This is a genomic window from Parabacteroides sp. PF5-6 (genome assembly GCF_029504695.1).
In the GTDB taxonomy this organism is placed as follows: Bacteria; Bacteroidota; Bacteroidia; order Bacteroidales; family Tannerellaceae; genus QVMG01.
This window is the reverse complement of record NZ_JAQFIN010000005.1, coordinates 16530-42261: the sequence shown is the minus strand read 5'-3', so window position 1 is coordinate 42261 and position 25732 is coordinate 16530. Positions and strand designations below refer to the sequence as shown.

22 protein-coding genes are annotated in these 25732 nt (G+C 47.7%); 12 read left to right on the top strand and 10 right to left on the bottom strand.

The features are described from left to right. Positions 1 to 15: 15 nt before the first annotated feature. From M2133_RS07750 to M2133_RS07730, 5 genes are all read right to left on the bottom strand, one after another. Positions 16 to 1182, bottom strand: a complete 1167-nt coding sequence (locus M2133_RS07750) for a HAMP domain-containing sensor histidine kinase (RefSeq protein WP_277465497.1) — start codon at positions 1180 to 1182, stop codon at positions 16 to 18. Next, positions 1179 to 2201 carry a Fic family protein gene (locus M2133_RS07745; protein WP_277465496.1) on the bottom strand — a complete coding sequence of 341 codons (1023 nt, stop codon included), beginning with the start codon at positions 2199 to 2201 and terminating at the stop codon, positions 1179 to 1181. The genes M2133_RS07750 and M2133_RS07745 overlap by 4 nt, the downstream gene beginning before the upstream one ends. Positions 2202 to 2372: 171 nt before the next feature. Further along, positions 2373 to 2672 carry a type II toxin-antitoxin system RelE/ParE family toxin gene (locus M2133_RS07740; RefSeq protein ID WP_277465495.1) on the bottom strand — a complete coding sequence of 100 codons (300 nt, stop codon included), beginning with the start codon at positions 2670 to 2672 and terminating at the stop codon, positions 2373 to 2375. Next, a complete protein-coding gene (locus M2133_RS07735) occupies positions 2647 to 2913 on the bottom strand; it encodes a type II toxin-antitoxin system ParD family antitoxin (protein WP_277465493.1) in 267 nt (88 codons plus the stop codon). The genes M2133_RS07740 and M2133_RS07735 overlap by 26 nt, the downstream gene beginning before the upstream one ends. Before the next feature lie 540 nt (positions 2914 to 3453). After that, the gene (locus M2133_RS07730) at positions 3454 to 7131 is read right to left on the bottom strand and encodes a DUF6383 domain-containing protein (RefSeq protein WP_277465492.1); all 3678 of its coding nucleotides are present in this window, start codon (positions 7129 to 7131) and stop codon (positions 3454 to 3456) included. Positions 7132 to 8060: 929 nt separating this feature from the next. On the opposite strand from M2133_RS07730, the gene M2133_RS07725 reads away from it, so the two are divergent. Together M2133_RS07725 and M2133_RS07720 are read left to right on the top strand one after the other, a co-directional pair. Next, complete coding sequence (locus M2133_RS07725; protein ID WP_277465490.1) at positions 8061 to 8882, top strand: tetratricopeptide repeat protein; 822 nt, start codon at positions 8061 to 8063, stop codon at positions 8880 to 8882. A 122-nt stretch (positions 8883 to 9004) separates the two neighbouring features. After that, on the top strand, positions 9005 to 9253 hold the full coding sequence (locus tag M2133_RS07720; RefSeq protein WP_277465489.1) for a DUF559 domain-containing protein: 249 nt from the start codon (positions 9005 to 9007) through the stop codon (positions 9251 to 9253). Between the two features lie 54 nt (positions 9254 to 9307). Here the strand turns inward: M2133_RS07720 and M2133_RS07715 are convergent, their stop codons facing one another. Both M2133_RS07715 and M2133_RS07710 read right to left on the bottom strand, forming a co-directional pair. Further along, on the bottom strand, positions 9308 to 11386 hold the full coding sequence (locus tag M2133_RS07715; protein ID WP_277465488.1) for an RNA degradosome polyphosphate kinase: 2079 nt from the start codon (positions 11384 to 11386) through the stop codon (positions 9308 to 9310). Between the two features lie 52 nt (positions 11387 to 11438). Beyond that, the gene (locus M2133_RS07710; RefSeq protein WP_277465486.1) at positions 11439 to 12035 is read right to left on the bottom strand and encodes a master DNA invertase Mpi family serine-type recombinase; all 597 of its coding nucleotides are present in this window, start codon (positions 12033 to 12035) and stop codon (positions 11439 to 11441) included. Positions 12036 to 12141: 106 nt separating this feature from the next. On the opposite strand from M2133_RS07710, the gene M2133_RS07705 reads away from it, so the two are divergent. From M2133_RS07705 to ilvC, 6 genes are all read left to right on the top strand, one after another. After that, entirely contained in the window at positions 12142 to 12303 is a 162-nt protein-coding gene (locus tag M2133_RS07705; RefSeq protein WP_277465484.1) for a hypothetical protein, read from the top strand. A 100-nt stretch (positions 12304 to 12403) separates the two neighbouring features. Next, positions 12404 to 14230 carry a dihydroxy-acid dehydratase gene (ilvD, locus tag M2133_RS07700; protein WP_277465482.1) on the top strand — a complete coding sequence of 609 codons (1827 nt, stop codon included), beginning with the start codon at positions 12404 to 12406 and terminating at the stop codon, positions 14228 to 14230. Positions 14231 to 14287: 57 nt separating this feature from the next. Beyond that, positions 14288 to 15985: a biosynthetic-type acetolactate synthase large subunit gene (ilvB, locus tag M2133_RS07695; RefSeq protein WP_277465481.1), complete on the top strand. Its 1698-nt coding sequence runs from the start codon at positions 14288 to 14290 to the stop codon at positions 15983 to 15985. Between the two features lie 94 nt (positions 15986 to 16079). Next, positions 16080 to 16631 carry an acetolactate synthase small subunit gene (ilvN, locus tag M2133_RS07690; protein ID WP_277465480.1) on the top strand — a complete coding sequence of 184 codons (552 nt, stop codon included), beginning with the start codon at positions 16080 to 16082 and terminating at the stop codon, positions 16629 to 16631. An 88-nt stretch (positions 16632 to 16719) separates the two neighbouring features. Beyond that, positions 16720 to 17448 carry an acyl-ACP thioesterase domain-containing protein gene (locus tag M2133_RS07685; RefSeq protein WP_277465478.1) on the top strand — a complete coding sequence of 243 codons (729 nt, stop codon included), beginning with the start codon at positions 16720 to 16722 and terminating at the stop codon, positions 17446 to 17448. Between the two features lie 131 nt (positions 17449 to 17579). Next, positions 17580 to 18626, top strand: coding sequence for a ketol-acid reductoisomerase (ilvC, locus tag M2133_RS07680; protein WP_277465477.1), 1047 nt, complete (start codon positions 17580 to 17582; stop codon positions 18624 to 18626). A 98-nt stretch (positions 18627 to 18724) separates the two neighbouring features. Here the strand turns inward: ilvC and M2133_RS07675 are convergent, their stop codons facing one another. Further along, entirely contained in the window at positions 18725 to 18979 is a 255-nt protein-coding gene (locus M2133_RS07675; protein ID WP_277465476.1) for a GlsB/YeaQ/YmgE family stress response membrane protein, read from the bottom strand. A gap of 140 nt (positions 18980 to 19119) precedes the next feature. On the opposite strand from M2133_RS07675, the gene M2133_RS07670 reads away from it, so the two are divergent. From M2133_RS07670 to M2133_RS07660, 3 genes are all read left to right on the top strand, one after another. Then, on the top strand, positions 19120 to 19704 hold the full coding sequence (locus tag M2133_RS07670) for a sugar O-acetyltransferase (protein WP_277465475.1): 585 nt from the start codon (positions 19120 to 19122) through the stop codon (positions 19702 to 19704). 73 nt (positions 19705 to 19777) lie between these two features. Continuing rightward, the gene (locus M2133_RS07665; protein ID WP_277465473.1) at positions 19778 to 21043 is read left to right on the top strand and encodes a putative DNA modification/repair radical SAM protein; all 1266 of its coding nucleotides are present in this window, start codon (positions 19778 to 19780) and stop codon (positions 21041 to 21043) included. A gap of 5 nt (positions 21044 to 21048) precedes the next feature. Continuing rightward, a complete protein-coding gene (locus M2133_RS07660) occupies positions 21049 to 21813 on the top strand; it encodes a TIGR03915 family putative DNA repair protein (protein WP_277465471.1) in 765 nt (254 codons plus the stop codon). A 144-nt stretch (positions 21814 to 21957) separates the two neighbouring features. On the opposite strand, the gene M2133_RS07655 is transcribed toward M2133_RS07660, so the two are convergent. Both M2133_RS07655 and M2133_RS07650 read right to left on the bottom strand, forming a co-directional pair. Then, positions 21958 to 22758, bottom strand: a complete 801-nt coding sequence (locus M2133_RS07655; protein WP_277465470.1) for an alpha/beta fold hydrolase — start codon at positions 22756 to 22758, stop codon at positions 21958 to 21960. Between the two features lie 141 nt (positions 22759 to 22899). Beyond that, the gene (locus M2133_RS07650; protein ID WP_277465469.1) at positions 22900 to 23784 is read right to left on the bottom strand and encodes a LytTR family DNA-binding domain-containing protein; all 885 of its coding nucleotides are present in this window, start codon (positions 23782 to 23784) and stop codon (positions 22900 to 22902) included. 413 nt (positions 23785 to 24197) lie between these two features. On the opposite strand from M2133_RS07650, the gene M2133_RS07645 reads away from it, so the two are divergent. Further along, entirely contained in the window at positions 24198 to 25694 is a 1497-nt protein-coding gene (locus M2133_RS07645) for a 2-isopropylmalate synthase (protein WP_277465467.1), read from the top strand. Positions 25695 to 25732 lie beyond the last annotated feature (38 nt).

The window sequence follows — 25732 nt, the reverse complement described above, 5'->3', positions numbered from 1 at the left end:
CTCATAATTCATAATTCACAATTCATAATTCGAATTGAGCGGCAGCTCAATTCGGAACGTCGTCCCCCGTCCCAGTTCCGAATGCTTGACATAGATCTTTCCGTTGTTGTACGACTCGACAATGCGCTTGACCAGCGAAAGGCCCAGTCCCCACCCCCGGGCTTTGGTGGTATAACCGGGACTGAATACGGATTTGAATTTGGATTTGGGGATGCCTTTGCCCGTATCGGTGATATCGATCTTCACCGTACGGCGTCCCGTTTCGATACGGAAACTGATCTCTCCTTTGCCTTCCATGGCATCCACGGCATTCTTGACCAGGTTCTCGATCACCCACGAGAACAACGAATCGTTCATCCGCACCCAGATCGGGCCGGCAGATAGCTCTTCCGTATGGATCGTCACCTTCGAAGAGATCCGGGAACCCAAATACTCCAACGCCGTATGGATCGACTGCACGATATCCACCGGCTTCGGATCAGGATTGGAGCCGATCTTCGAGAAGCGGTCGGCCACCATCTCCAAGCGGTTCACATCTTTCTCGATCTCATTCAACAGCGAAGGATCAATCTCTTTCAACCGCAGATACTCCACCCACGCCATCAGGGAAGAGATCGGCGTGCCCAACTGATGCGCCGTCTCCTTCGACAAGCCGACCCATACCTTGTTCTGCTCCGCTTTCTGCGTGCTCGACAAAGCAAGAAACGCGATCAGGATAAAGACAAACAAAACACCCAACTGCACATACGGGAAGAAGCTCAACCGTTTCAGTATCGTCGAATCGTCATAATATATATATTGTATAAGATCACCACCCAGATCGAGCAGGATCGGTGGGTTCTTCAGTTTGAGCTTTTGCAGTTTCGCTTTCAGGAAAGCCTCCGAATCATGCTCCGGCAGTTCGATATTATTATAATAGATGATCGAATCGTTCGCTCCCGAAAGGATAACGGGAATGGTCTGGTTCCCTTCGAGAATGGTCAGGATCAGCATCAGGTAATCCCCCTCCCCTTCCGAGGCAGTCACCCGCTGCGCATCTGCCCAGATCTGCATCTTCTGCAGCTCTTCGCGCGCCAGATCTTTCGTCAGCGAATTCGTCACCGCCATCGAAACCACAGCAATCACCATCGCCACAACAATAAACCCCAGCTTAAACCGCTGTTTTGAATCGTAGATATTCATAACCGCACCTCCCACATTCCATTCTTATCCGCGCCAAGACGAACAAGCAGGTTTCTCTGCCTTAGAAAAGTAATATCCCGCCGAATGGTTCTTTCATTCACATCCAGCTCTTCAGACAACCGCTGAATAGTTATCGTTTTGTGTTCTTTCATCAAATGCAGCATTCGTCTCTGCCGTTCAGATATATTTACAGGGACATTTACAAGGACATTTACAGGGACATCTCCTCCTTGTACGCTTTCTTCATCCATAGATTTCTGATACTCCTGAATCATTCGCTCCAGGTTACGGGCATGTTCATCAAACATAAAATCTCGGAATATTTCTATATCACCACTCTCTCGTGTTGAAATAAGTGATTCGATATACGCTAATTTGCGATCCTTATCCACCCGTGAAGGGATTAAGCCCAGTTCAAATTGCAATTGATTCATCAACAGCCTTGACATTCTCCCATTCCCATCAGCCCAGGGGTGAATGGTCACCAAATGATAATGGGCATCAAAACTTACCGTATAGCGTTGTACTATATCTAATGAGGCAAAAGCCTGTCGCTGAAGGTTCAGTTGTTCACAAAACTCAGCCAGCTTTACCGGCACCTTTGTGAAATTCATATACGAACGCCCCCCAACTCCTGCAGTAACATTCAGCAATCGCAAATCACCATCCGCCGAAGAGAAACTACCCAGGGCTGTATGATAAGTTGCCCCGGTATTCTTCATCACGATCGATGATAAGTGTTTAAGGCTGTCTATAGTAATCGCCGTATGTTTTTTCGCATAGATCAGGCTTTGTTCATACGCCGCTTTCAGGTCAAGGTTCATCAGTTGTTCTGTTATAGAACGTCCTTTGGCACTCAGGCCTTCATCAAACAATAACTGATTCTCCAGTTCGGTTACCGTAGAGCCTTCAATGGCCGTAGAATGGGTAATAAGTGAATAGAGGTAGAATTTATCATAATCTACCTGCTTGTCAATACCCAATTCCTTAAATCGGGAGATTAACGCTATCACTTTCATTCGCCTTTCCATTTCAACAAAAGTATAAATCGCTCCACCATACCCCCAGCTTAAACCGCTGTTTTGAATCGTAGATATTCATAATTCCGCGCAAAGTACGAAAAAAGCCTGAATCAGGATTCACCGGATTGAATAAATTATGGGGACATTCGCATTACAGAAGAAAAGGGGTTAGCTCGTCAATTGTCTTTTCAAATCCATACTGCCATGAAGAATCCTAAGTATTTCAATTTCGTTTTCAGTAATTATCCGGTAAAAGAGAATATGGCGTCCGGCAATAAAAGCATACAGCCCCTCAAATATATCCTCTGAATTCTTCCCTAAAAACGGATTATTAGCGATCGCCTTACAAGAAGCGATCAACATTTCATAATAACGGTCAGCCTGCTTTTCCGACCAGGCAGTAAAAGTATAATTCCAGATATCAGACAAGTCTTCTATCGCTTTATTCGTTAAATGATAAATGCCCATCCTTTCTATTTGCCTTTAAGGATTGCAGATGTTTCTGCGGATCAAAATCAAGAACGACTCCACTATCTATACCTTCTTGTATCGCAGCTTTCAAGGCAGCCCTACGCATCTCCTCTTCTTCTAAAAGCCGCAAGCCGGCACGAATAACTTCACTGGCATTTTTGTAACGCCCTTGAGAGATCCTGCTTTCCACAAAATTCTCAAAATAATCTCCTAATGCTACTGATGTATTCTTTCTCATAACAATCTTATCACTGTTCAAATATACCAATATTTGGTAAAACAATTACGCTTTTTGGTATTTATTTTCTGAGCCATTTTGAATTGTGTAGTATAACGTAGAACCTTCATTCTTCAAACGACTTGAGACAACCACCCCCACCGAGGTAAGTCGAGCCAGTCGTCCTGAAAGGACAGGGAGCGCTGAAAGCGCGTCAGAATTTAGCCCAGGGCAAATAGGCCGTTAGGTCTGCGCCACCCTGGGTCGAAGCACACCCACACACAACCGAGCGCTGAAAGCGCGAAAGATTTGCTTTCGCACTTTCAGCGCTCCGTTTATATATATCCTTAACCCGGGGTGGCGAACCTCTTCAAGGTTCTGACCCCGGGCTGAAGGCTAACGCGCTTTCAGCGCTCACTGTCCTTTCAGGACGACTGCCGTGAATTTGACACACCCTCCAAAAGAGAGGCCTACAGCCATTCGCTTCGCGCATAAAAAAAGGGCCCTTCCGCATGGAAGAGCCCTTCGTTTTATCGAATTCCTTTACAGGAAATCACTTATTTACTTTACCAAAGCTTTCGTAGCTACGCCGTTAACAGAAACAACTACTACACCTGCCGGAGCAGCGATGGTAGCTTCGTTTTTGTCAAGAACCACGTTAGCAACTACCTGACCTAAGATGTTAGCCACAACCACTTGTTGGCCGGCAGCACCCTTGATCGTTACAAAACCTTGACCAGCCACTACGTCAACCTTAGCTGCATCGATCATACCGTTTGAAGTCGGATTTTCTTCCGTTACTTCCAGGTTGAAGATTTCAGCTTCATTGTAAGCGAATTCAGATACACCACCATTCACGATAGCCGGAACACCATTCTGGATTTTCACCCAACCACCATTGGTTGTCGGAGCGATACCACCAGCGAAAGGTTTGCCATCTTTCCAAGATTCTGATTCGATCAGGAAGTCGTTAGAATCATCTTCCAACAGACGGAACTGGAACAATACCGGTGAATGAGCATTCTTGGTCAGATCAAATTTCTTCTGATCGTGCAGGATTGTCAATTCGTCTTCGTCCATATTCAGGATACCGTCAACAAATGCCAAGCGAGTATATTTCTTTTCCCACTGGAAGTCATTTGCAATAGCAGTGCCTTCGTATTTACCGATTGAGTCAATCAGGTTCACTAAGAAGCGACCAGTGATATAACCTTCTGTTCCGTCGATATTATGCGTACAGTTCGGATCCAAACCTTGGCATTCCGGGCAAAGAACAGGATCAGTTCCAGGAACTACTTCTTCACCTAAAGAAATCAGATACTGCGGCATGATATCACCTGAAGTATAACGAGCCTGCATAGCTGCGTTTTTATCCATACCTTTACCTTCAACGCCCAGCATATTCATGCCGATACCTTGTGAGTAAACGCTGTTTGCATCTTCATACAGATATTCTTTACCTGTACCTGCAGAATTCATACGGAAGAATTTAACGATATTGATATCTTCTTCTTCATCTTCTTCTACACCTAATGTACGATAGATAATCGTTTCGTCGCGTTCGATCTTGAAGGCAGAGTTGTTTACTTCACCCCAAGCATAATCATCGATTTCACCGTTAGTCAATGACAAGGTATTGTTATCTACAGCTACTTTCGTAGAAGCATAGTTATCATAACCACCTACAACAACTAACAAATAGCCACCATCAACTGGAATAGGGAAGAAATAGTAAGCAGCATAAAGTGCCTCTTGATTTGCAGCAATAAATGCATCTACCGCATCCCTGTTTTCAAACACCTTAGCTGTCCAAGCATCTTGAGGAATACCATTTTCATCTGCTACTTTAGTCTGACCAGCGATAACATAAGCTTTACCTGCATCTAAGTTAGCAGTAACATCAGCGTCAAAAATCAAATTAGCCAATTTACCACCGTCAAGTGCAAATTTAATCTTATTATCATCATTTGCATCTGCTTTAATATCTTTCACCTTAATCAAATCCAATCCCAAAGAAGTATTTGCTTCCAGCAAGATATAGTAATTCAGGTCATTTGCATAGTTATTAGCCTTCATCAAGAATACAGAAGCACCAGCAGCACCTTCTTGCAAATAATATTTCTTATTCTTTGCATCGTAAGTTACATAACGGTTCTCCATTTCGAAGTTAGAAGAATAATAAACTTTCAGCTGATAAGCCGTACGTTCCAATTTAGCCAGAACTTTATCGTTATAAGTATAACCATAGGTATCGTCAGCTACTTTTACCAACTGGAATTTGATTGCGTCATCGTTTACGTCAACCCAGATAGCAGAATCTTTGTCGGTCAATGTGCTGATCGGTTTATCCATCTGCAGTTCGTGCAAGAAGCGGAACTCATAACGGTTCAGGTCGATATTGTCAACATCAACATATTTGTAACCTAATTTCTTATCCATCGGAGCAGCTACTTTTTCAAAAGCAATCGTATCACCACCTAAGAAGAAGAACTGGTTAGCAGTTTCTGTTCCGTAAGTTTGTCCTACGTTGAAATAAGGTCTGTTCACAAAATCTCCCTCTACGTCAAATTCCACATAGAATTCGCTAGCAAATTCACGGTTAGTAATCTTAGTTGTAGAATAGCTTGAAGTACCAGTTGTTTCGATAACCCACTGTGCAGAAGGCATTTCCTGGAAATTCTGACGTTTTTCCAATGTAACGAATTCAGATTCGCCAACCAGGTTCATCTTCAGATATTTACCTACGCGGTCTTTGTTAGCCGGATCAAATACACCAACTACTTTCAATACATAAGCACCTGTTGTTACACGGTTCGGTTTGTATTGAGCCGGAGTAGACATTTGGATTGTCAGGTTAGAAGGAGCATCCATACCGAACGTATAAGCTACAGAGCTTGCCAATTTAGCAAATACCAGATTCTGGTTTGCGCCATAAGCAGCTTCATTTGCCATCGTTCCAGCATTAATAGCAGTTCTTGCTTCTTCAGCAAGCGTATTCGGCCATACAGAACCCTTGATCATCGGGTTGAATGTATGATAAGCATTGTCATCATCATGTGCAAAATTTTCAGCTACACCTGAATAATAAGCAGCATTATTCGTTTGATTGGCTGTCGGAGTTGCAATTTCTTTCACATATCCTTTGGAAATAATGACTACAGAGTTCTTATCTGCATTATACATGAATTTGAACAGATAAGATTCCGGCAAACGATATTTTGTTGCATTCTTAGCGTTATACAATTTATCGGTAGTTACCTGGATACGTGCATTTCCTGCCTGAGCAGTACCGGGAACATAGCTGGTATCAACAACCAAATATTTTTCGTCATCTTTTGAATAAAGAGCGATCCAAGCTTCATTGCTTTGATCTCTTACAGCAGCAAATTCATCGCCTTCCAAGGTTCCTTTCGGATACATTGAAATATAAGTGCCTTTACCAGCCTCAGGAATGAAAGGAGTATCTTCTGTTCCGTATTCAACTTCCCAACGCTCAACAGCTTGTGCTTGCAACGTATGAGTAAACGGAGAAGCTTCCGTATTAGCTGTTCCAAATGTCAAGCCGAAATAGCTTTCGTTGGTCGCCATAATACCTTGATTAGGTACATAAACACCAGCTTTACCAAACTGCGTATTCAAATCGTTAGCAGTCAAAGCAGCAGTACCTTTGATTTTGAAAGGAGAAACCTTCATTGCACCATCAACAGCAGCAGCGATATCATTGTAAATAACAATAACAACTCTGTCATCAGCTTCCAACATGGCATACACCTTACTACCATCATTGATAATGGCATACAAAGCCTGGCTTGCAGCAGCAGTTGTTTTACCACCTTCCGGTGTCCATTTCTCAACATCTCCGCCTAAGGCATTTGCATTTGCAGCCGCAGGTTTATCGGCAGCTAAAGCAACAGCAGAGTTTAAAGCCAACTTAACACCATTTGAAGCATTGGTGTATTCCAATGAAACAGGATTACCAGCAGAAGCTGCATTTGCTTTCACATACCATAAAGCTCTTTGTGAAGCAGCATAAGTTGCAGGAACTGCATCCAAAAGGATCAAGCTTGTTCCAGCCTCATCTACAGCCAAATAGTTGCCATTAGCGGTCTTCAGCAAGTAAGAAGTTGTGCTCGAATAGGCACCGCTTGTTACAGCACTACCCTCTAAGAGCTGCGCAGAAGCTCCAAAACTAATCATCGCAAAGAGTGCGACCAAGAGTGTAAAAAACTTTTTGTTCATAATAAATAAATTAATATTAATACTAAAGTAAATAAGTTCTATTCTAATCTAAATCCACATAATCAAGGGGATCGGAACCCTAAAGTAAACAGTTCACCCCACTATATCGTGAGCAAAAGTAAACATAACTTTTATATCCGCAATCATTTGATATCTTTTTTTTGGCTTTTCAAGGGCTTTCTTATCCATAAACAGCCGTTTTCTGTACGAAAACCCCCGTTTACCCAACGAAACCAATCTACACCCCCCAAACAAACACCCACACAAAACACATATCTATCTGTTTTAGAATACGTTCAAAGGAATTGGCGAAGTGATCATTTAGAAGAGAGAAGGGGATAAAGCCATGCGAACACCCCAAACGTAAATAAAGTTTACAATTTTTACTTCCATCTTCCATACTATATAATCACAAAACGTTAAACCTATCATTCCGGCTTGGCATCACTTGCAGAGTTACTTCCATAAATAAAGGCTGCTTTTTGGGATTTAACAGCGTATTATTCGGTGAGATATGGAAGATGGAAGTAAAAATTGTAAACTTTATGGACGGAATGATAGGTTTACCACTATTTGTCGTTTGCATTTGTCAACATCTTCCCTTTGACTACAAAAGCTGCCTCCTTCACTGAAAAGGCCGCCGGAGTTTGCCAAAGGGCTGCCGGAGTTGTGTAAAAGGCCGGCAGGGTTTTTGAAAAGGGAGGGAAAGAACACAACGTTATATATATATAAGTAGTGATCTGAATCGACTCGTACGTTGTGCTCTTCGTGCACTTCGTGGTTAGAAAAAAAATTTCCTTGCAACTTAGTGGTTAAAAAAATAGAAGGATGATTGTTTTTATGAATTATTTAGGGGTAATAGTTTGTTTCGCGTTGCCGGATTAGAGAACTTTGCGCAACGGGAAAAATTCCCAATTAAACATAATAGAATGAAAATCCTTGCGCTATTTACAAGTCTTTTCCTGCTGGTGGCCGGAGTGAATGCTCAGAGCTACGAAGAATGGATCGAAAAAAGTTTTGATGACCTGGAAAAGAATGACTTAGCGGCCGCTGAAGTGAGTCTGCAGAATGCACTCAAACAGGAGCCGGCCCATCCGAATAACTTTGCCTTGTTGACCAACCTGGGCACGGTGCAACGGCAACTGGGTAAAGCCCAGGAGGCGCTGCTCTCCTACTCGGCGGCCCTCAACCGGATACCGGCAAACAAGAACCTGCTCGAAACGCGTGCCTCACTCTATGTCGAACTGGGAGACAACGAGAAAGCGATCAACGACTTCACCACCATCCTGCATCTCGAGCCCGACGATCAGGAAGTGCTCTACTACCGCGGACTGCTCTACCTCGAAGAGGACAACCTGCTGCTGGCCGAAGAGGACTTTGCCCATATCCTCGAGGTGAACGACAAAACGGTCAAAGGGCGGCTCGGTTATGCCCTGATGGAGAAGAAACGTGGCAATTACGACGAGAGCGAAAAGATCTATAACTTCCTGATCAGCAAACGCCCTCGCGACTGGAGCCTCTACGAAGGGCGCGCCGACCTCTACTACCAGATGGGCAAGAATGCCCGTGCCATGGCCGATATCCATAAGATCTTCGCCGAGAGCAAACCCTCTGCTTTCCTCTACGTCCTGCGCGGCAAGATCAAACTGGCCCAATACGAAAAAGAAGCCGCCATGAAAGACTTTGCCAAAGCGGTAGAGATGGGGTATGATGCGCAAAAGCTCAGGGAGCTTATGGGGAGTGAAGAGTGAAGAAATGCGAAAAAAGTATCCTGGCTCCCCTTCTTAGAAAAGAAGGGGGTGGACCAGAGCCGTAGGCGATGGTGGGGTAGTTTGATCCTCAATATATTACGATATTCCTAACAAGAACAACTATGAGAAATGAAAATGATAAACTAATGAACCGCAAGGATCAGAAAGACAAACGTAACGCCTTGCGGCGTAAGGCAACCCCGGCCGAGAAAGAATTGTGGAAACTTTTGAGAGGGCTTAGGGAAGAGGGTATCGTATTTCATCGCCAACATGGTATTGGTCAATATATTGTTGATTTTTATTGTCCGGGTATTCGTTTAGCCATAGAGCTTGACGGGTATGTTCATATTGGGAATGAGGAGTATTATTAAATCCTTAAATTGCTTTACGCTTCGCTAAGCGACCGTTGGTTCCTGATTCAGACATTATTCAAGCTCACTCAAATACCGATAAATCTCAATCTGCGCCCGCGTTTTCACCGGATTGTCATCGTGTTTGTAGTGGTTGTTCAGGTGTTCGTCCAGGCGCACGGCTTTGACGTTGTCGGCCAATTGGATATGTAACAGATCGATCACCTGTTGCTTCAGCGCCGGGTCGAGGATCGGGAAGGCGGTCTCGATGCGGCGGTTGAGGTTGCGGCGCATCCAGTCGGCCGAGGTGAGGTAGAGGTCTTCCGCCCCATCGTGATGGAAATACCAGATGCGGGAATGCTCGAGGAACATATCCACGATACGGGTGACCCGGATATTGCGGCTATAGGGCTGATCGGGCACCAGGCAGCAGATGCCACGCACGATCAGGTCGATCTCCACCCCACTCTCACTGGCGTGATACAGTTCGTTGATCATATTCTGGTCGTGCAGCCCATTCATCTTCAGGATGATATAACCACGGCGGCCGGCCTGCACATGATCGATCTCCCGGCGGATCAGGCGTTTGAGCTCGTCGAGCATATTGAACTGGGCGACCAAGAGATGGCGGAATACGGGATGAGGCTCCTGCCCTTCCAGGACGGCAAATACCTGGTTGATATCGTTGATAATCTCCCGGTTCATCGTCAACAGGGCAATATCGGAATAGATCTTGGCGGTCTTCTCGTTGAAGTTGCCGGTACTGAGATAAGCATAATTGCGCCGTTTCTCGCCTTTGGCGGTATCCTTGCGCAGGATAACGGCGACCTTGGCATGCACCTTCAGGCCGGGGATGCTGTAGATAATGCGGATACCGGCCTGCTTCATGCGCTCGGCGGTGCTCAGGTTGTTCTCTTCATCGAAACGGGCTTTGAGTTCGACAAAGACCGTCACCTTTTTGCCGTTCTGTGCCGCGCTGATCAGCGTATTGATCACCGCCGAGTTCTCCGCCACGCGGTATTGGGTGATCTTGATCGCTTCCACCTTCGGGTCGAAAGCCGCTTCCATCAGGAAACGGATCAGGTAGTCGAACGACTGATACGGGAAATGCAAGAGGATATCCCGCTTTTTCAACACCTTCATCACCGAGCCGGCCTCGTCGAGATAGGGCACACGCATCGGTGCGGGCGGTTGCTGTTCGAGCGCCTTACCCCGGGGGTTAGGCAGATGAGCCAGGTCTTGCAGGTTCAGGTAACGCCCACCCACCACCAGATCATCGGGATGGATACTGAACGCGTCGCAGATAAACGCCAGAAAATCATCGGGCATGGCGCGGTCGTACATGAAACGGCTCAAGGCACCGATCTTCCGTTTCTGCACCTTCTTCCGGATATTCTCCACGATATCGCCACCCGTCTCGTTCTCAAGGTAGATATCCGCATCGCGCGAGATCTTGATATTGTAACAGCTATCGATCACATACCCGGGGAAGACCGTCGCCAGGTTGGCGCGGATCATATCGTCGCTGAACATGATATAGTGCCTCCCCGCGTGCGAAGGCAGTTCGATGAAACGGGGCACCTTGGCATGGGGTATCTTCATGATCGCATAATGATATTCGGGCTGGACGGTCGTCTCCGGCTGTTTCTTTTTCTTCTTGGTCATGCGCACCACCAGATACAGGCGGCGGTCGCGTATAAACGTACGGATATCACCCGCCTGGATCATCACGGGCGAGAGAAATGGGAATACCTCTTCATTGAAATAGTCGCGCACGAAATCGGCATGGAACGCCAGCGGTTCGCTGTCCTGATACAAGATGATCTGCTGGCGATCGAGCTCGGGCAGGATCCTCTCGGAGAAGATCCGGTAGTATTCGCGCTGCTGGCGGTTCACCTCACGGGTGATGGCCGCCAGGGTCTCTTCCGCTTCGGTGACACTCTCTTCCGCGAAATTCTTTTGCATGATAATACCCCGGTGCTCGGCCACCCGTATCTCATAAAACTCTTCCAGGTTGGAGGAATAGATCGAAAGGAAACGGATCCGTTCGTAAATGGGCAGACTCTCATCTTCCGCTTCCAGTAAGATCCGGTAATTAAAAGAAAGCCAGCTGATATCGCGGCGAAAATAGGCGTAAGTCATTTTTTGGTCCATGCCCCAAATGTAATGATAAATTATGAATTACAAGCCTCTACCCAGGCCTCTTTCAAAAAACAAACTCTTTGATAAAAGAGTCCAGGGTGATCCGGTGTACCTGGTATTTGCGGGCAATGGCGCTTTTGGGAACCTGCCGGTTCAATAAGTCCCGGATCTCGTCTTCTTTGCCGGAGAGTTTTTTGTTCTTCGACCGACTGCCTTTCGGACGACCCAGGATCACCCCTTCCGCCTTTTTGCGGGCCAAAGCCTCTTTCGTGCGCTGGGAGATCAGGTTGCGCTCGATCTCCGCCGACAGGCCGAAAGCAAAAGCCAATACCTTCGAGTGGATATCATCACCCAGGCGGTAATTGTCTTTGATGGTCCAGACCTGCACTTCGTTGTTCATACAATAATTCAGGATCGACATGACCATCAATAAATTTCGACCCAGGCGGGAGATCTCCGCACAGATCAACACATCTCCTTTGGATAAGCGCCCCATCAGCCTGCCCAGTTTGCGCTTTTCCACTGCGGCCGTCCCGGAGATTGTTTCTTCAATCCAGCGATCGATCTTTAACCCTTTCTCCCCACAAAAACGATTGATTTCAAACCGTTGATTTTCTACTGTCTGTCTATCGGTACTTACCCGAACATAACCATAAATCATACACACTCCTTGTTTTGTTGTTATTTACTTTAGCCGGGAAATAATCGGTTTTCACGCGCCACCTCCCAGGTAAACAAAGAAACGACAAACTAACAAGTCTCCACCCATGCGTGAATTTTTCTTACCAATTGACATTAAAGCGGCAAAAAAACTTACATTTTCCTTGGTGGATATGCATTTATATCCTACATTTGCGCCATTAATTGAAATTTATAGTGATAACGAACGTTTTGCATATTATTCTCGTGGTCGTCCTTCTAGTCATTAGCAGGTAAGGAGAAAGGTATGTGGATGTGATGTAATCATTATAGAAAAAATAGCCTTTCTCCGAACAGAGAAAGGCTATTTTTTTATAGAAGAATAGAAGAATGAAACTACGGAGTTCAGAAAGTACACAAGGGCGCAGGATGGCCGGTGCGCGGGCATTGTGGCGGGCGAATGGCATGAAAGAAGAGCAGTTCGGCAAACCGATCATTGCGATTGTCAATTCCTTTACACAGTTTGTGCCGGGACATACGCATCTGCATGAGATCGGGCAAAAGGTAAAGGCTGCCATTGAGAAACAAGGTTGCTTTGCGGCAGAGTTCAATACGATCGCGATCGACGACGGCATAGCGATGGGACATGATGGCATGCTCTACTCGCTTCCCTCGCGCGATATCATTGCCGATAGTGTGGAATATATGGTCAATGCCCATAAGGCGGATGCAATGGTGTGTATCAGCAATTGCGACAAAATCACGCCAGGCATGCTGATGGCTGCCATGCGCCTGAATATACCGGCGGTATTTGTGTCGGGCGGACCGATGGAAGCGGGTGAACTGGACGGTCGCCAACTGGATCTGATCGATGCGATGATTGAAGCGGCCGACGAGACGATCTCGGACGAACAGGTGGAGAAAGTCGAACGCTCGGCCTGCCCTACCTGCGGCAGTTGCTCGGGTATGTTCACCGCCAACTCGATGAACTGCCTCAACGAAGCAATCGGCCTGGCCTTGCCGGGCAATGGAACGATCGTAGCCACCCATGCGAATCGCACCCGGTTGTTCGAAAAAGCGGCAGCGTTGATTGTTGAGAATGCTTACAAATATTACCGCGACGGCGACGAATCGGTGCTTCCCCGAAGTATTGCGACACGCGAAGCTTTCCTGAATGCCATGTCGCTGGATATCGCCATGGGCGGATCGACCAATACGGTGCTTCACCTGTTGGCTATTGCACACGAGGCCGAAGTGGACTTTACCATGGCGGATATCGACCGGCTCTCGCGGCAGACACCGGTACTTTGCAAGGTGGCACCCAGTTGCGCCTACCATGTGCAGGACGTCAACCGCGCCGGCGGGATCCTGGGGATCCTGGCGGAATTAGACAAAGGCGGGTTAATCGATGGCTCCGTCAAACGGGTAGACGGCTTGAGCCTGTCGGAGGCGATCAAACGCTACGATGTACTGTCGCCCCGGCTGACGGAAGAAGCGATTCAACTCTATAAAAGCGCTCCGGCCCACCGGTTCAACCTGGTGATGGGATCACAGGAGACGTATTACAAAACATTGGATACCGACCGTGCAGCGGGTTGTATCCGCGATATGGATCATGCGTATGTGCGTGACGGCGGACTGGCGGTGCTCTATGGCAATATCGCCGAAGCCGGATGTGTGGTAAAGACCGCCGGGGTGGATGAGAGTATTTTCCGTTTCAGCGGACCGGCGAAAGTATTTGAGTCGCAAGAGGCGGCATGCGAAGGCATTCTGGCCGGGCGGGTCGTCGCGGGCGATGTGGTGGTCATCACCTACGAAGGACCCAAAGGCGGACCGGGCATGCAAGAGATGTTATATCCCACCTCGTATATCAAGAGTAGGCATCTCGGCAAGGAATGTGCATTGATCACCGACGGACGCTTCAGCGGAGGCACCTCCGGCCTCTCGATCGGACACATCTCACCCGAAGCGGCAGCCGGCGGAGCGATCGGATTGGTCAAAGATGGCGATATCATACGTATTAATATCCCCGAACGGACCATCCAAGTCGAACGAAGTGCGGAAGAATTAGCCGCACGCCGTGCCGTTGAAGAGGCACGGGGACGGGAAGCCTTCACGCCGCGACAGCGCCAGCGCACGGTTTCCAAAGCACTCAGAGCTTATGCCAGCATGGTTTCTTCTGCCGACAAGGGGGGAGTGAGAGTAATTGACAATTGATAATTGATAATTGACAATTGACAATTAAAAGTATCAGCACTAAAAAGATTTTCATTTATGAAAGAGAACAAAATAAGCGGCTCGGAAGCTTTATTGAAAGCATTGATCGCCGAAGGAGTAGATACGATCTTCGGTTATCCGGGCGGACAGGCCATCCCTATCTTTGATAGCTTATACGACTATACCGATCAGCTGAAGCTGGTCTTGGTACGTCATGAACAAGGTGCTACCCATGCAGCACAAGGGTATGCACGGGTATCGGGCAAGGTGGGCGTGAATATCGTGACTTCCGGTCCCGGCGCGACCAATACGATCACCGGCATTGCCGATGCGATGATGGATAGTACACCGATCGTGGTGATCACCGGCCAGGTGCCCTCGCCACTGCTTGGGACAGACGCGTTCCAGGAGATCGACGTGATCGGGATCACCCAACCGATCACCAAATGGGCCTACCAGGTACGCCGTCCGGAAGAGATTGCCTGGGCAGTCTCGCGTGCCTTCTATATCGCCTCCACGGGACGACCCGGGCCTGTTGTGCTCGACTTTGCCAAAGATGCACAGGTCGGACTGGTGGATTATGTCTACGAGAAAGTGAATTATATCCGCAGCTATCAGCCCATCCCGGACCGGGCAGACGAACAGATCGAAGCGGCAGCCCAACTGATCAACCAGGCAAAGAAACCGTTCGCCCTTGTCGGACAAGGCGTGATCCTGGGTCATGCGGAGGAAGAACTGAAGGCTTTCCTGGAGAAAGCGAATATCCCGGCCGGGCTGACTGCCCTGGGGCTTTCCGCTTTGCCTTCCGACCACCGCTTGAACAAAGGCATGCTGGGTATGCATGGGAATGTGGGGCCGAACCTGAAAACCATGGAGTGTGATGTATTGATCGCTATCGGTATGCGGTTCGATGATCGGGTGACCGGCAACCTGGAAACCTATGCCAAGCAGGCAAAGATCATCCATTTTGATATCGACAACAGTGAGATCGGGAAGAATGTGCCGGTAAATATCCCGGTACTGGGCGATGCCAAAGAGACGCTTGCTGCTACGACCGAATATCTCCGGGCAAACGATCATGCGGAATGGATCGCCTCTTTCGACGCGCATGAAACAGAAGAATACCAAAAGGTCATTCAAAAAGAAGTCTTCCCCACGGAAGGACCATTGAAGATGGGCGAGATTGTGCGCAAAGTATCCGAAGCGACCGACAATAAAGCGGTACTGGTAACCGACGTAGGGCAAAACCAGATGATGGGTGTGCGCTATTTCAAGTACAGCCAGACGCGCAGTGTGGTGACCTCCGGTGGCTTAGGCACGATGGGCTTTGGCATCCCGGCAGCGATAGGTGCCAAATTCGGGGCTCCGGACCGCACGGTCTGTCTCTTTATGGGTGACGGTGGCTTGCAAATGACGATCCAGGAGTTCGGAACCATCATGCAGGAAAATCTGAATATCAAGATGGTAGTTTTGAATAACAATTACCTGGGCATGGTACGCCAATGGCAGGAACTGTTCTTCAAAGAACGTTATTCCGGCACAATTATGGCCAATCCGGATTTCGTCGCCATCGCTAAGGCCTACCAAATCGGTAGCCGGTTGGTGGACAAGCGCGAGGATCTGGACCAGGCGATCACGGAAATGCTGGAATATGATGGTCCCTATCTCTTGGTCGCCAATGTGGAAGCACACGGCATGGTCTATCCGATGGTACCGGCAGGGGCAAGCTTGACGCATATCATTCTGGGGGAGTGATATGCGAATTGATAATTGATAATTGATAATTGACAATTGACAATTAAATGAATAGTTAATCCGAAGTCTGAGTTAAACTTTCAACTTAATAGTTATGGACAAGAAATTATATACTGTTATCATATTTTCAGAGAACTCGGTAGGGTTGCTGAATCAGATCACCATTATCTTTACGCGCCGGCAGTTGAATATCGAGACGTTATCGGTCTCTCCTTCCGCGATTAAAGGCATTCATAAGTTTACTATCACTACCTTTGCCACCGCAGATATGATCGATAAGGTAGTCAAACAGATCGACAAACGGGTGGATATCCTGAAGGCGTATTACAATACCGACGAAGATCTGGTGCACCAGGAGATCGCGCTTTATAAATTAAGCACGGAACTGTTTATCAAGATGCCCGGTGTGGAAGAGCTGATCCGCAAATACAACGCCCGCGTACTGGAGATCGACGAAGACATTGTCGTGTTGGAGAAAAGCGGCCATTATGCCGAGACACAGGCCTTATTCAAGGAACTGAGTGAGAAGATCGGCGTATTGCAATTCATCCGCTCCGGCCGTATTGCCATCACCAAAAGCAAGGTAGAACGACTGAGCGATATGCTGGCGACGATGGAAAAGAAAATTAAAACTGACGAATTATGAATTATAAATTATGAATGATGAGAAGAAAAGAAACAACCCTGTTCTCATAATTCATAATTCATAACTCATAATTCATAACTCAAGAGTTATGGAGAAAGTAGGTAAATTTCATTTCATTACAGAAGAATATCTCTTGGATTTCAGGGGAAGGGTGACGATACCGATGATCGGGAACTACCTGATCCACGCGGCATCCAATCATGCGGCGACCCGCGGTTTCGGGTTCAGTGATATGAACGAGAAGCATACCGCCTGGGTCTTGTCGCGGCTGGCGATCGAGATCATGCGCTATCCCGAACGCTCGGAGAAGATCACGCTGTACACCTGGATCGACGAGGTAGGCAAATTGTTTACCAGCCGTTGCTTCGAGCTGGCCGACGAGAGCGGCCGAAGTATCGGGTTCGCCCGTTCCATCTGGGCAGCGATCGATATGGAGACACGCCGTCCGACACTCCTGGATATCGAAGCGCTCAGTGTTTATCTCTCCGACCGCCCCTGCCCGATCGAACGGCCAGGCAAGATCGCGCCGGTAGAAGGCAAAAGCGAAGCGATCCCTTACCAGATCAAATATAGCGATATCGATATCAACGGACATCTGAACAGCATCAAATACATGGAACATCTATTGGATCTTTTCGATCTGGAACTGTTCCGCGAAAAAGAGATCAGCCGCTTCGAGATCGCTTACCAGTCGGAAGGCAAATACGGTATGCCGCTCACCCTGCACAAAGGAGAAACAGAGGCCGATAAATATAATCTGGCGATCTGCCATGAGGGGAAGGCGATTTGCAGGGCTGCTGCGACATGGAAATTATGAATTATGAATCGAAGATCGGCCTTAGCCAATTATGAGAACAAGGTTGTTTCTTTTCTTCTCATAATTCATAATTCATAATTCATAATTCAAATAAGAACTTAGGTATTACTAACAAATAAAACAAAAAAAGAATGGCAATCATGAATTTTGGCGGGGTGGAAGAGAATGTAGTCACCCGCGAAGAATTTCCTTTGGAGAAGGCAAAAGAAGTATTAAAAGATGAGGTAATCGCAGTGATCGGTTACGGTGTGCAAGGCCCCGGACAGAGCTTGAATCTGCGCGACAATGGCTTCAATGTGATCGTGGGACAGCGCAAAGGCGGCAAGACCTGGGACAAAGCAGTAGCCGACGGTTGGGTACCGGGCGAAACACTTTTCGAGATCGAAGAGGCTTGTCAGCGGGCAACGATCATCCAGTATCTTTTGTCCGACGCGGCACAGATCGAAGTATGGCCACGCATCAAACCGTATCTGACGGCAGGGAAAGCGCTTTATTTCTCCCATGGTTTCGGTATTACGTATAAAGAACGCACCAATATCATTCCGCCGGCAGATGTGGATGTGATCCTGGTAGCACCCAAAGGCTCGGGCACTTCCTTGCGTCGGATGTTCCTTGAAGGACGCGGCTTGAACTCGAGCTACGCGATCTTTCAGGATGCGACCGGCCGGGCTTGGGAACGCGTGGTTGCATTGGGTATCGGAGTCGGTTCCGGTTACCTGTTCGAAACGACATTCCAGAAAGAAGTTTATTCGGATTTGACCGGCGAACGCGGTACATTGATGGGTGCGATCCAGGGAATCCTGTTGGCACAGTACGAGGTATTGCGTGAAAACGGACATAGCCCTTCGGAAGCCTTCAACGAAACGGTAGAAGAATTGACGCAGTCACTGATGCCGCTGTTCGCGGAAAACGGAATGGACTGGATGTATGCCAACTGTTCGACGACCGCTCAGCGTGGCGCTTTGGACTGGATGGGTCCGTTCCACGATGCCAGCAAACCGGTATTTGCGAAGCTGTACGCCGAAGTAGCTTGCGGCAACGAAGCCCAACGCTCGATCGACACCAACAGCAAACCCGACTACCGCGAAGGTCTGGAGAAAGAACTCAAAGCATTACGCGAAAGCGAGATGTGGCGTGCCGGCGCTGTGGTGAGAAAACTGCGGCCGGAGAATAATTAAGGAATTAAGGAATTAAGGGGTTTAAGGGGATTAAGGGGTTTAAAGCTTATTCCTTAAACCCCTTAAACCCCTTAAATCCTTTAAGCCCCTTAAGCCCCTTATCCCCTTTTCTTATTAATCAACGAAACCACCCAAAGCAACACCACCGCACCAATCACCGACATCACCAGAGCGCCCAGGATACTGCTGGTAGAAAATCCCAGTAATCCATAGATCCAACCACCCAATACACTACCGACCAACCCGACAACCAGGTTCATCAACCAACCAAATCCACTACCTTTCATCAACCAGCCGGCAATCGCACCAGCCAAGATGCCGATAATAATCGACCATAAAATACCTAATCCCATAACTTTCTTTTTTTATACGGTTAAACAATCTGTTTTACTTTATTCATACAACAAGGCAGTCTTCCGTTTTGTTGCAGCAAAATCTTTTCCCTATCTTGCAGCCGGTTTTGAATGCCAAATCTAAAAAACACATAAATACCATGAAGACAGAAAAGCAAAAGATGCTCGCCGGGGAATCCTATAACCCGACGGATAAGGAACTACTTAACCGTTGGCACCTGGCGAAAAAAATTATGAAAGAGTTTAATCATGCAGACACACAGGACGAACGGAAACTCAACAACCTATTGGAGATGTTATTGGGATCGAAAGGCAAGAATCTCTGGATCTCCGCCCCTTTCTTTGTCGATTACGGGGAGAATATCCATATCGGCGACAATTGTGAGATCAATATGAACTGCGTATTCCTGGATTGCAACAAAATAACCATCGGAGATAATTGCGGGATCGGACCCAATGTGCAGATCTACGCCGTGAGCCACCCGGTCGATCCGCGCGAACGGTTGAACAAAGAGATCAATGCTCCGATGGGTGCCTGGAAAATCCATTCCGCACCGGTCACATTGGGAAATAACGTATGGATCGGTGGCGGCTCAATTATCCTGCAGGGCGTTACGATCGGCGACAATACGACGATCGGCGCCGGCAGTGTAGTGACTCAATCCATTCCGGCCAATTGCCTGGCGGCAGGTAATCCTTGTAGGGTGATTAAGGAGCTTTGTTGATAACTTTCCCCCAATCCTTCATCTTACTCCTTGCTTTTTCCTTATTTTTGTTCAGAGATAATGCGCCGTACGTATGAACGAAAATGTATTGGAAAAGCTAAAGATCCTTGCCGAATCCGCCCGGTATGATGTGTCGTGCTCTTCGAGCGGGACTTCCCGATCGAACAAGAAAGGCACGATCGGCAGTGCTGCCGGCTGGGGCATCTGCCATAGCTTCGCGGAAGACGGGCGGTGCATTTCGTTATTAAAAATAATGCTGACAAACTCATGCATTTATGACTGCGCGTATTGCATCAATCGCCGAAGCAATGATATTCCCCGGGCGACACTATCCGTCTCCGAATTGGTCGACCTGACCATCGAGTTCTATCGCCGCAATTATATCGAAGGTTTGTTTCTCAGCTCCGGTATCGTTCGCAATCCGGACTATACGATGGAACGCCTGGTGCGTATCGTGAAAGACCTGCGGCAGGTCCATCGTTTCAACGGTTATATTCATATGAAAAGTATTCCCGGTGCCAGCGAGGAACTGGTGCAGGAGGCCGGCTTGTATGCCGACCGCCTGAGTGTGAATATCGAGATCCCGAAAGAAGAAAGTCTCAAGATCTTAGCGCCGGAGAAAGATTTCCAGAGTGTGTTTGCACCCATGCGCTATATCCAGCAGGGAGTGCTTCAGAGTGCCGAAGACCGGAAACGGTTCCGTCACGCGCCCCGGTTTGCCCCGGCGGGACAGAGCACACAGATGATCGTTGGTGCCACGCCCGAGACCGATAAAGATATCCTTTGGGTTTCCTCGGCTCTATATAAACGGCCGACGATGAAACGGGTCTATTACTCGGGCTTCGTGCCGGTCAATGCCTACGACAATCGTCTGCCGGCATTGAAACAACCACCTTTGGTGCGCGAGAACCGATTGTATCAGGCCGATTGGCTGTTGCGCTTCTATCAGTTCAAAGTGGAAGAGATTGTCGACGATGCCTATCCGCATCTCGATCTGGAGGTCGATCCGAAACTGGCCTGGGCATTGCGTCATCCGGAACATTTCCCGGTGGATATCAATAAAGCGGATTATGAAATGATCCTACGCGTGCCGGGCATCGGAGTCAAGTCGGCTCAGTTGATCGTCGTCTCCCGCCGGCATGGCCGATTGGGCACGGAGCAATTGAAAAAGATAGGTATTGTGATGAAGAAAGCGCAATACTTCATCACCTGTAACGAACTGACCATGCAAAGCGTGCAGGACCTGCGCCCAGAGAATGTACGCCGCTTACTGGTGCAGAAAAACAACCGCAAACAGGACGATCGCCAACTCATCCTTCCGTTTGCCGATCAGGAATAACACCCATGAATATCTTCATCTACGATAAAACCTTGGAGGGATTACTAACGTCTGTGTTCGATGCCTACGCCCGCAAGACTTTCCCGGACCGGTTATTGGAAGAAGGCGAGCCTCTGCCCCTCTTCTACGATGAAGTGTACACCGTAACCACGGACGAAGAAAAGGCCAACCGGGTATGGCGGGCGTTGGAAAAGAAGCTCTCCAAAGTGGCTTTATCTATGATCACGGTCAGCTGGTTGTCTGAGTTGCCGGAGATCGACAGTCTGTTGTTCCGTTATATCCGTAAGAATATCGACGCGCCCCGTGCTATCGAGATGAATTTCGGCGACCCCGACGTATTGGAACTCTCTAAAATCTGGAAAAAGGTGGGACGGGAAAAAGAGCGCATGGGCCAGTTCCTGCGTTTTCAGAAAGCTGCCGACGGCACCTTCTTTGCCGCCATGGAGCCTTTGTATAATGTACTGCCTCTGAATATTTCTTTTCTGAAAGACCGCTTCGCCGATCAGAAATGGCTGGTCTACGACCTGAAACGCGAATATGGCTACTATTACGACCTGACGGAAGTGATCGAAGTCCGCTTCGAAGAAAAAGAGCAACACCTACTCACCGGCCTATTGAATGAAGAACTGATGGATAAAGACGAAAAACTCTTCCAACAACTCTGGAAACAATACTTCCGATCCATCGCCATCAAGGAACGCACCAACCCCAAACTTCAACGCCAACACATGCCCGTTCGCTTCTGGAAATACCTGACGGAAAAGCAATAAATCATTCCACCCTATAAATCGCTGGTTCCCTGCGGGTTTCAAGTCTTTTCACAGGGAGTATTTATTTGTTGATAATTATCAACAGATTTGTTGATAGTTATCAACAGATCTGTTGACAATTGTCAACAAATGTGTTGACGGTTATCAACAAGTGATTAGTCCCAGGAAAAAATGAACAAAATCCTCCGGATATTTCAATGGAGCCTCCACATGTCCGCCTTTATAGAGCCAGAATGTTTTGGGGCATTCGGCACTTTCATATACCGCCTGCGCGTCCGATAATGGGATAGGGTCTTCTTCCGAATGAATAACCAGGAGTTTGAGGTTTTTCAGGTGGCGGATATCCTCTTTAGCCGAATAGGGCGAAGTGACAAACTGTTTGATCACCTCATGATGTTCAGCAGGGGAAGTCAACAAAGCCACATCGGTAAAAGAAGCCATCATACCATCCAGGGCAAGGGCGGCGATGCGTTCGTTGTTATTCCGGGCCAGATGGGTGGCCACCTGTGTGCCGATAGAGACGCCATACACGATCAGTGGAACCTGCCGGATATCCGTTTCGGTCCACAAAGTATCCAACAAGAGCTGCGCATCGTGGGCGATATTCAGGTGAGTAGGTTTGCCGGTTGATTTTCCGTATCCCCGATAATCCAACAGGCACACCCGGAAACCCTCATCAATCAGTGGCTTGATATGCCCGATCCATTTGGAGATATTTCCTCCGTTCCCATGAAAATAAAGGACGGTAGCCTTTGCCGGTGTTGCGGGATTGATTAATAAGGAATGAACGGTGTCCGCGTCGGCCGTTAATACAATCTCCCGGTAATCGAGCGATGCCGGCAGAGGCAGCCACTCTTTGTCGGGGTGATAAAACTTTTCGTCCATCTGGGCACCTACGACCTGGGCGAACAACAGAAATACAATGAAGAATAAATTCGTTTTCATAACTTTATTTTTTTTGTTTGTCGGGCAAAGATAAAGTCATGAAATAAGCGAAAAAAGAAACAGGGACAGACGTCCCGAAATGGGATAAAATACGCGGAAAAGGCTGTTCATCCCTGGTTTTTGGGATGAAATACTATGCTTTCAGACGGTAATATTCAGCCGGGTGCGAATGATTTTCGTATAGGAACGCGATACGGGCACCTCTTCATCCGTGTCGCGCAGGCTCAGTTGATAGCCCTGTGAATTGCCTTCGACATTGGAGACGGCCGAGACATTGACAATAAAAGCACGGTGACAACGGACAAAGGCCGGGTAGTCCGCCAGGTCCTTCTCCAACTGCGCGATAGTGGTGCGGAGTTGTTTCCGGCCAACGCCCTGCTCCGGCGACATACGGTAATTGATCCGCACATAATTGCCGCAAGCTTCCATATAAAGGAGATCGTCCGGGTTGAGTTCGATCTGATCTTTCGTGTTTCCGGTCAATACAAGAGTATGTTTTTCTTCCGTGGCGGGCTGCCTGTTTGATAAACCATTCATCAGATGTTTGTTGATCTCTTTCGCCTCGCGCAGGTTTTGCTTCAATGCGTAATTCTGCACCAAGACAGACGAAACCGTTGCCGGGATAAGCCCGATCAGAAAGGTGACTAACATATAGGCCGTCAATACGGCAAAAAAAGTCTCCGCAGGCCGATCAGATATGATCCAGTCGAACAAGAAATTCCCAAACCCGATCAATAGGATCAGAAGGCATAGATTTAACAGGCTCTTGCCCGTCGTCCATTTGTTCGGATCATAAAAACGTTTGAAAATCAATGGAAAGACATAACCCACAAATGTAGTAACCAAAGCCGTAACCAAGGCAAAACCGGTGATGGCAAACCATTTGATATCCGACCGGTTTTCCAGCCCGAAAGGCTGAAAAGCTCCCAAAAGGAAAAATACCAACAGAGAAGAAACCCCAACAATGACCCAGGGTCTCCTATTCGCCACTGCTGGCCGACTTAAAAAGGATTGTATCTTATTCATCAACTATCTACAGGCGCTTTACTCTTAATAGACACCCCAAAAGTACAACTTTTATTTATTATAAACTATCAGCGACCAAACCTCTTTCCTTGCGTTTTGTAAGAGAAAATAAGAAAATAATTTCTTTTTTATTTTGCATTTCCCGAAAAGAGTATATCTTTGCAGCATTAAAGCAAAAGAAGATGCGTAACACAATAAACAATATTATTAACATTTCTATTATTATTCTACTCTGGGAACGGGATAGGAAGTGAGAATGTTGTGTGTTGTTTAAACATATAAAGAATAAAAAGAGCCTTTCTCACTTCCTGGTGAGAGAGGCTTTTTTCTTGTAAGCCCCTCCAACCTCCCCGAAAGGGAGGCTAAAGAGAAAGGAGAAAAAAGTAATTAACAATTTATAATTAACAATTAACATGAGCCGATTATTTATTTTCGACACCACCCTGCGCGACGGAGAGCAGGTTCCGGGATGCCAGTTGAATACCGTAGAGAAGATTCAGGTAGCACGCGCGTTGGAGGGACTCGGTGTGGATGTGATTGAAGCGGGGTTCCCGGTATCGAGCCCGGGCGACTTCAACAGTGTGGTGGAGATTTCGAAGGCGGTGACCTGGCCGACGATCTGCGCGTTGACCCGTGCGGTGGAAAAAGATATCGACGCGGCGGCCGAGGCGTTGAAGTATGCCAAGAAAGGCCGGATCCATACGGGCATCGGGACATCCGATCCACATATTCTGTATAAGTTCAATTCCACGCGGGAAGAAATTATCGAACGGGCGGTTGCCGCTACGAAATATGCCAAGCGTTACGTCGAGGACGTGGAGTTCTATTGCGAAGATGCCGGACGTACCGAGAATGAATACCTCGCCCGGGTGGTCGAAGCGGTGATCAAAGCGGGTGCGACGGTGGTGAATATCCCCGATACGACCGGTTATTGCCTGCCGGATGAATACGGTGCGAAGATCAAATACCTGATGGAACATGTGCCGAACGTGCATCAGGCGATCCTTTCCACGCATTGCCATAATGATCTGGGCATGGCTACGGCCAATACCGTACAGGGCGTACTGAACGGCGCCCGCCAGGTGGAGGTGACCATCAACGGCATCGGCGAACGTGCCGGCAACACCTCATTGGAAGAGATCGCCATGATCTTCAAGAGCCATAAAGAAAAAGAGATTGTGACGAATATCAATACCACGAAGATCTACGGCATCAGCCGTATGGTTTCGAGCCTGATGAATATGCCGGTGCAGCCCAATAAGGCGGTGGTCGGACGCAATGCCTTTGCGCATTCGTCAGGCATTCATCAGGATGGAGTACTGAAGAACCGGGAAAGCTACGAGATCATGGATCCGAAAGAGATCGGGATCGATGATAACGCGATCGTACTGACGGCACGCAGTGGACGGGCTGCCTTGAAACACCGGTTGTCTGTATTGGGCGTTGAGCTCGATCAGGAGAAACTGGACAAGGTGTACCAGGAATTCCTCAAACTGGCCGACCGCAAAAAGGATATCAACGATGACGACGTATTGATGCTTGTCGGCAAAGACCGCACAGAAATGCACCGCATCAAACTGGAGCATCTGCAGGTGACCAGCGGCATTGGTTTGCAATCGATGGCAAGTGTCTGTCTGAATATGGCAGGCGTGCGCCGGTGTGAAGCAGCTGCAGGTAACGGGCCGGTCGATGCCGGTATCAAAGCCGTCAAAAAAGCAATCAGCAATAGCGATATGACCATCCAGGAATTCCTGATCCAGGCCATCTCGAAAGGCAGCGACGACACCGGAAAAGTCCATATGCAAGTGGAATACAACGGCAGTATCTATTACGGCTTCTCTGCCAATACCGATATCATCGCGGCTTCGGTGGAAGCTTTTGTGGATGCGATAAACAAATTCATCGTATGATGAATTTGTTTAAATGGTTAATTGTAAATTATTAATTG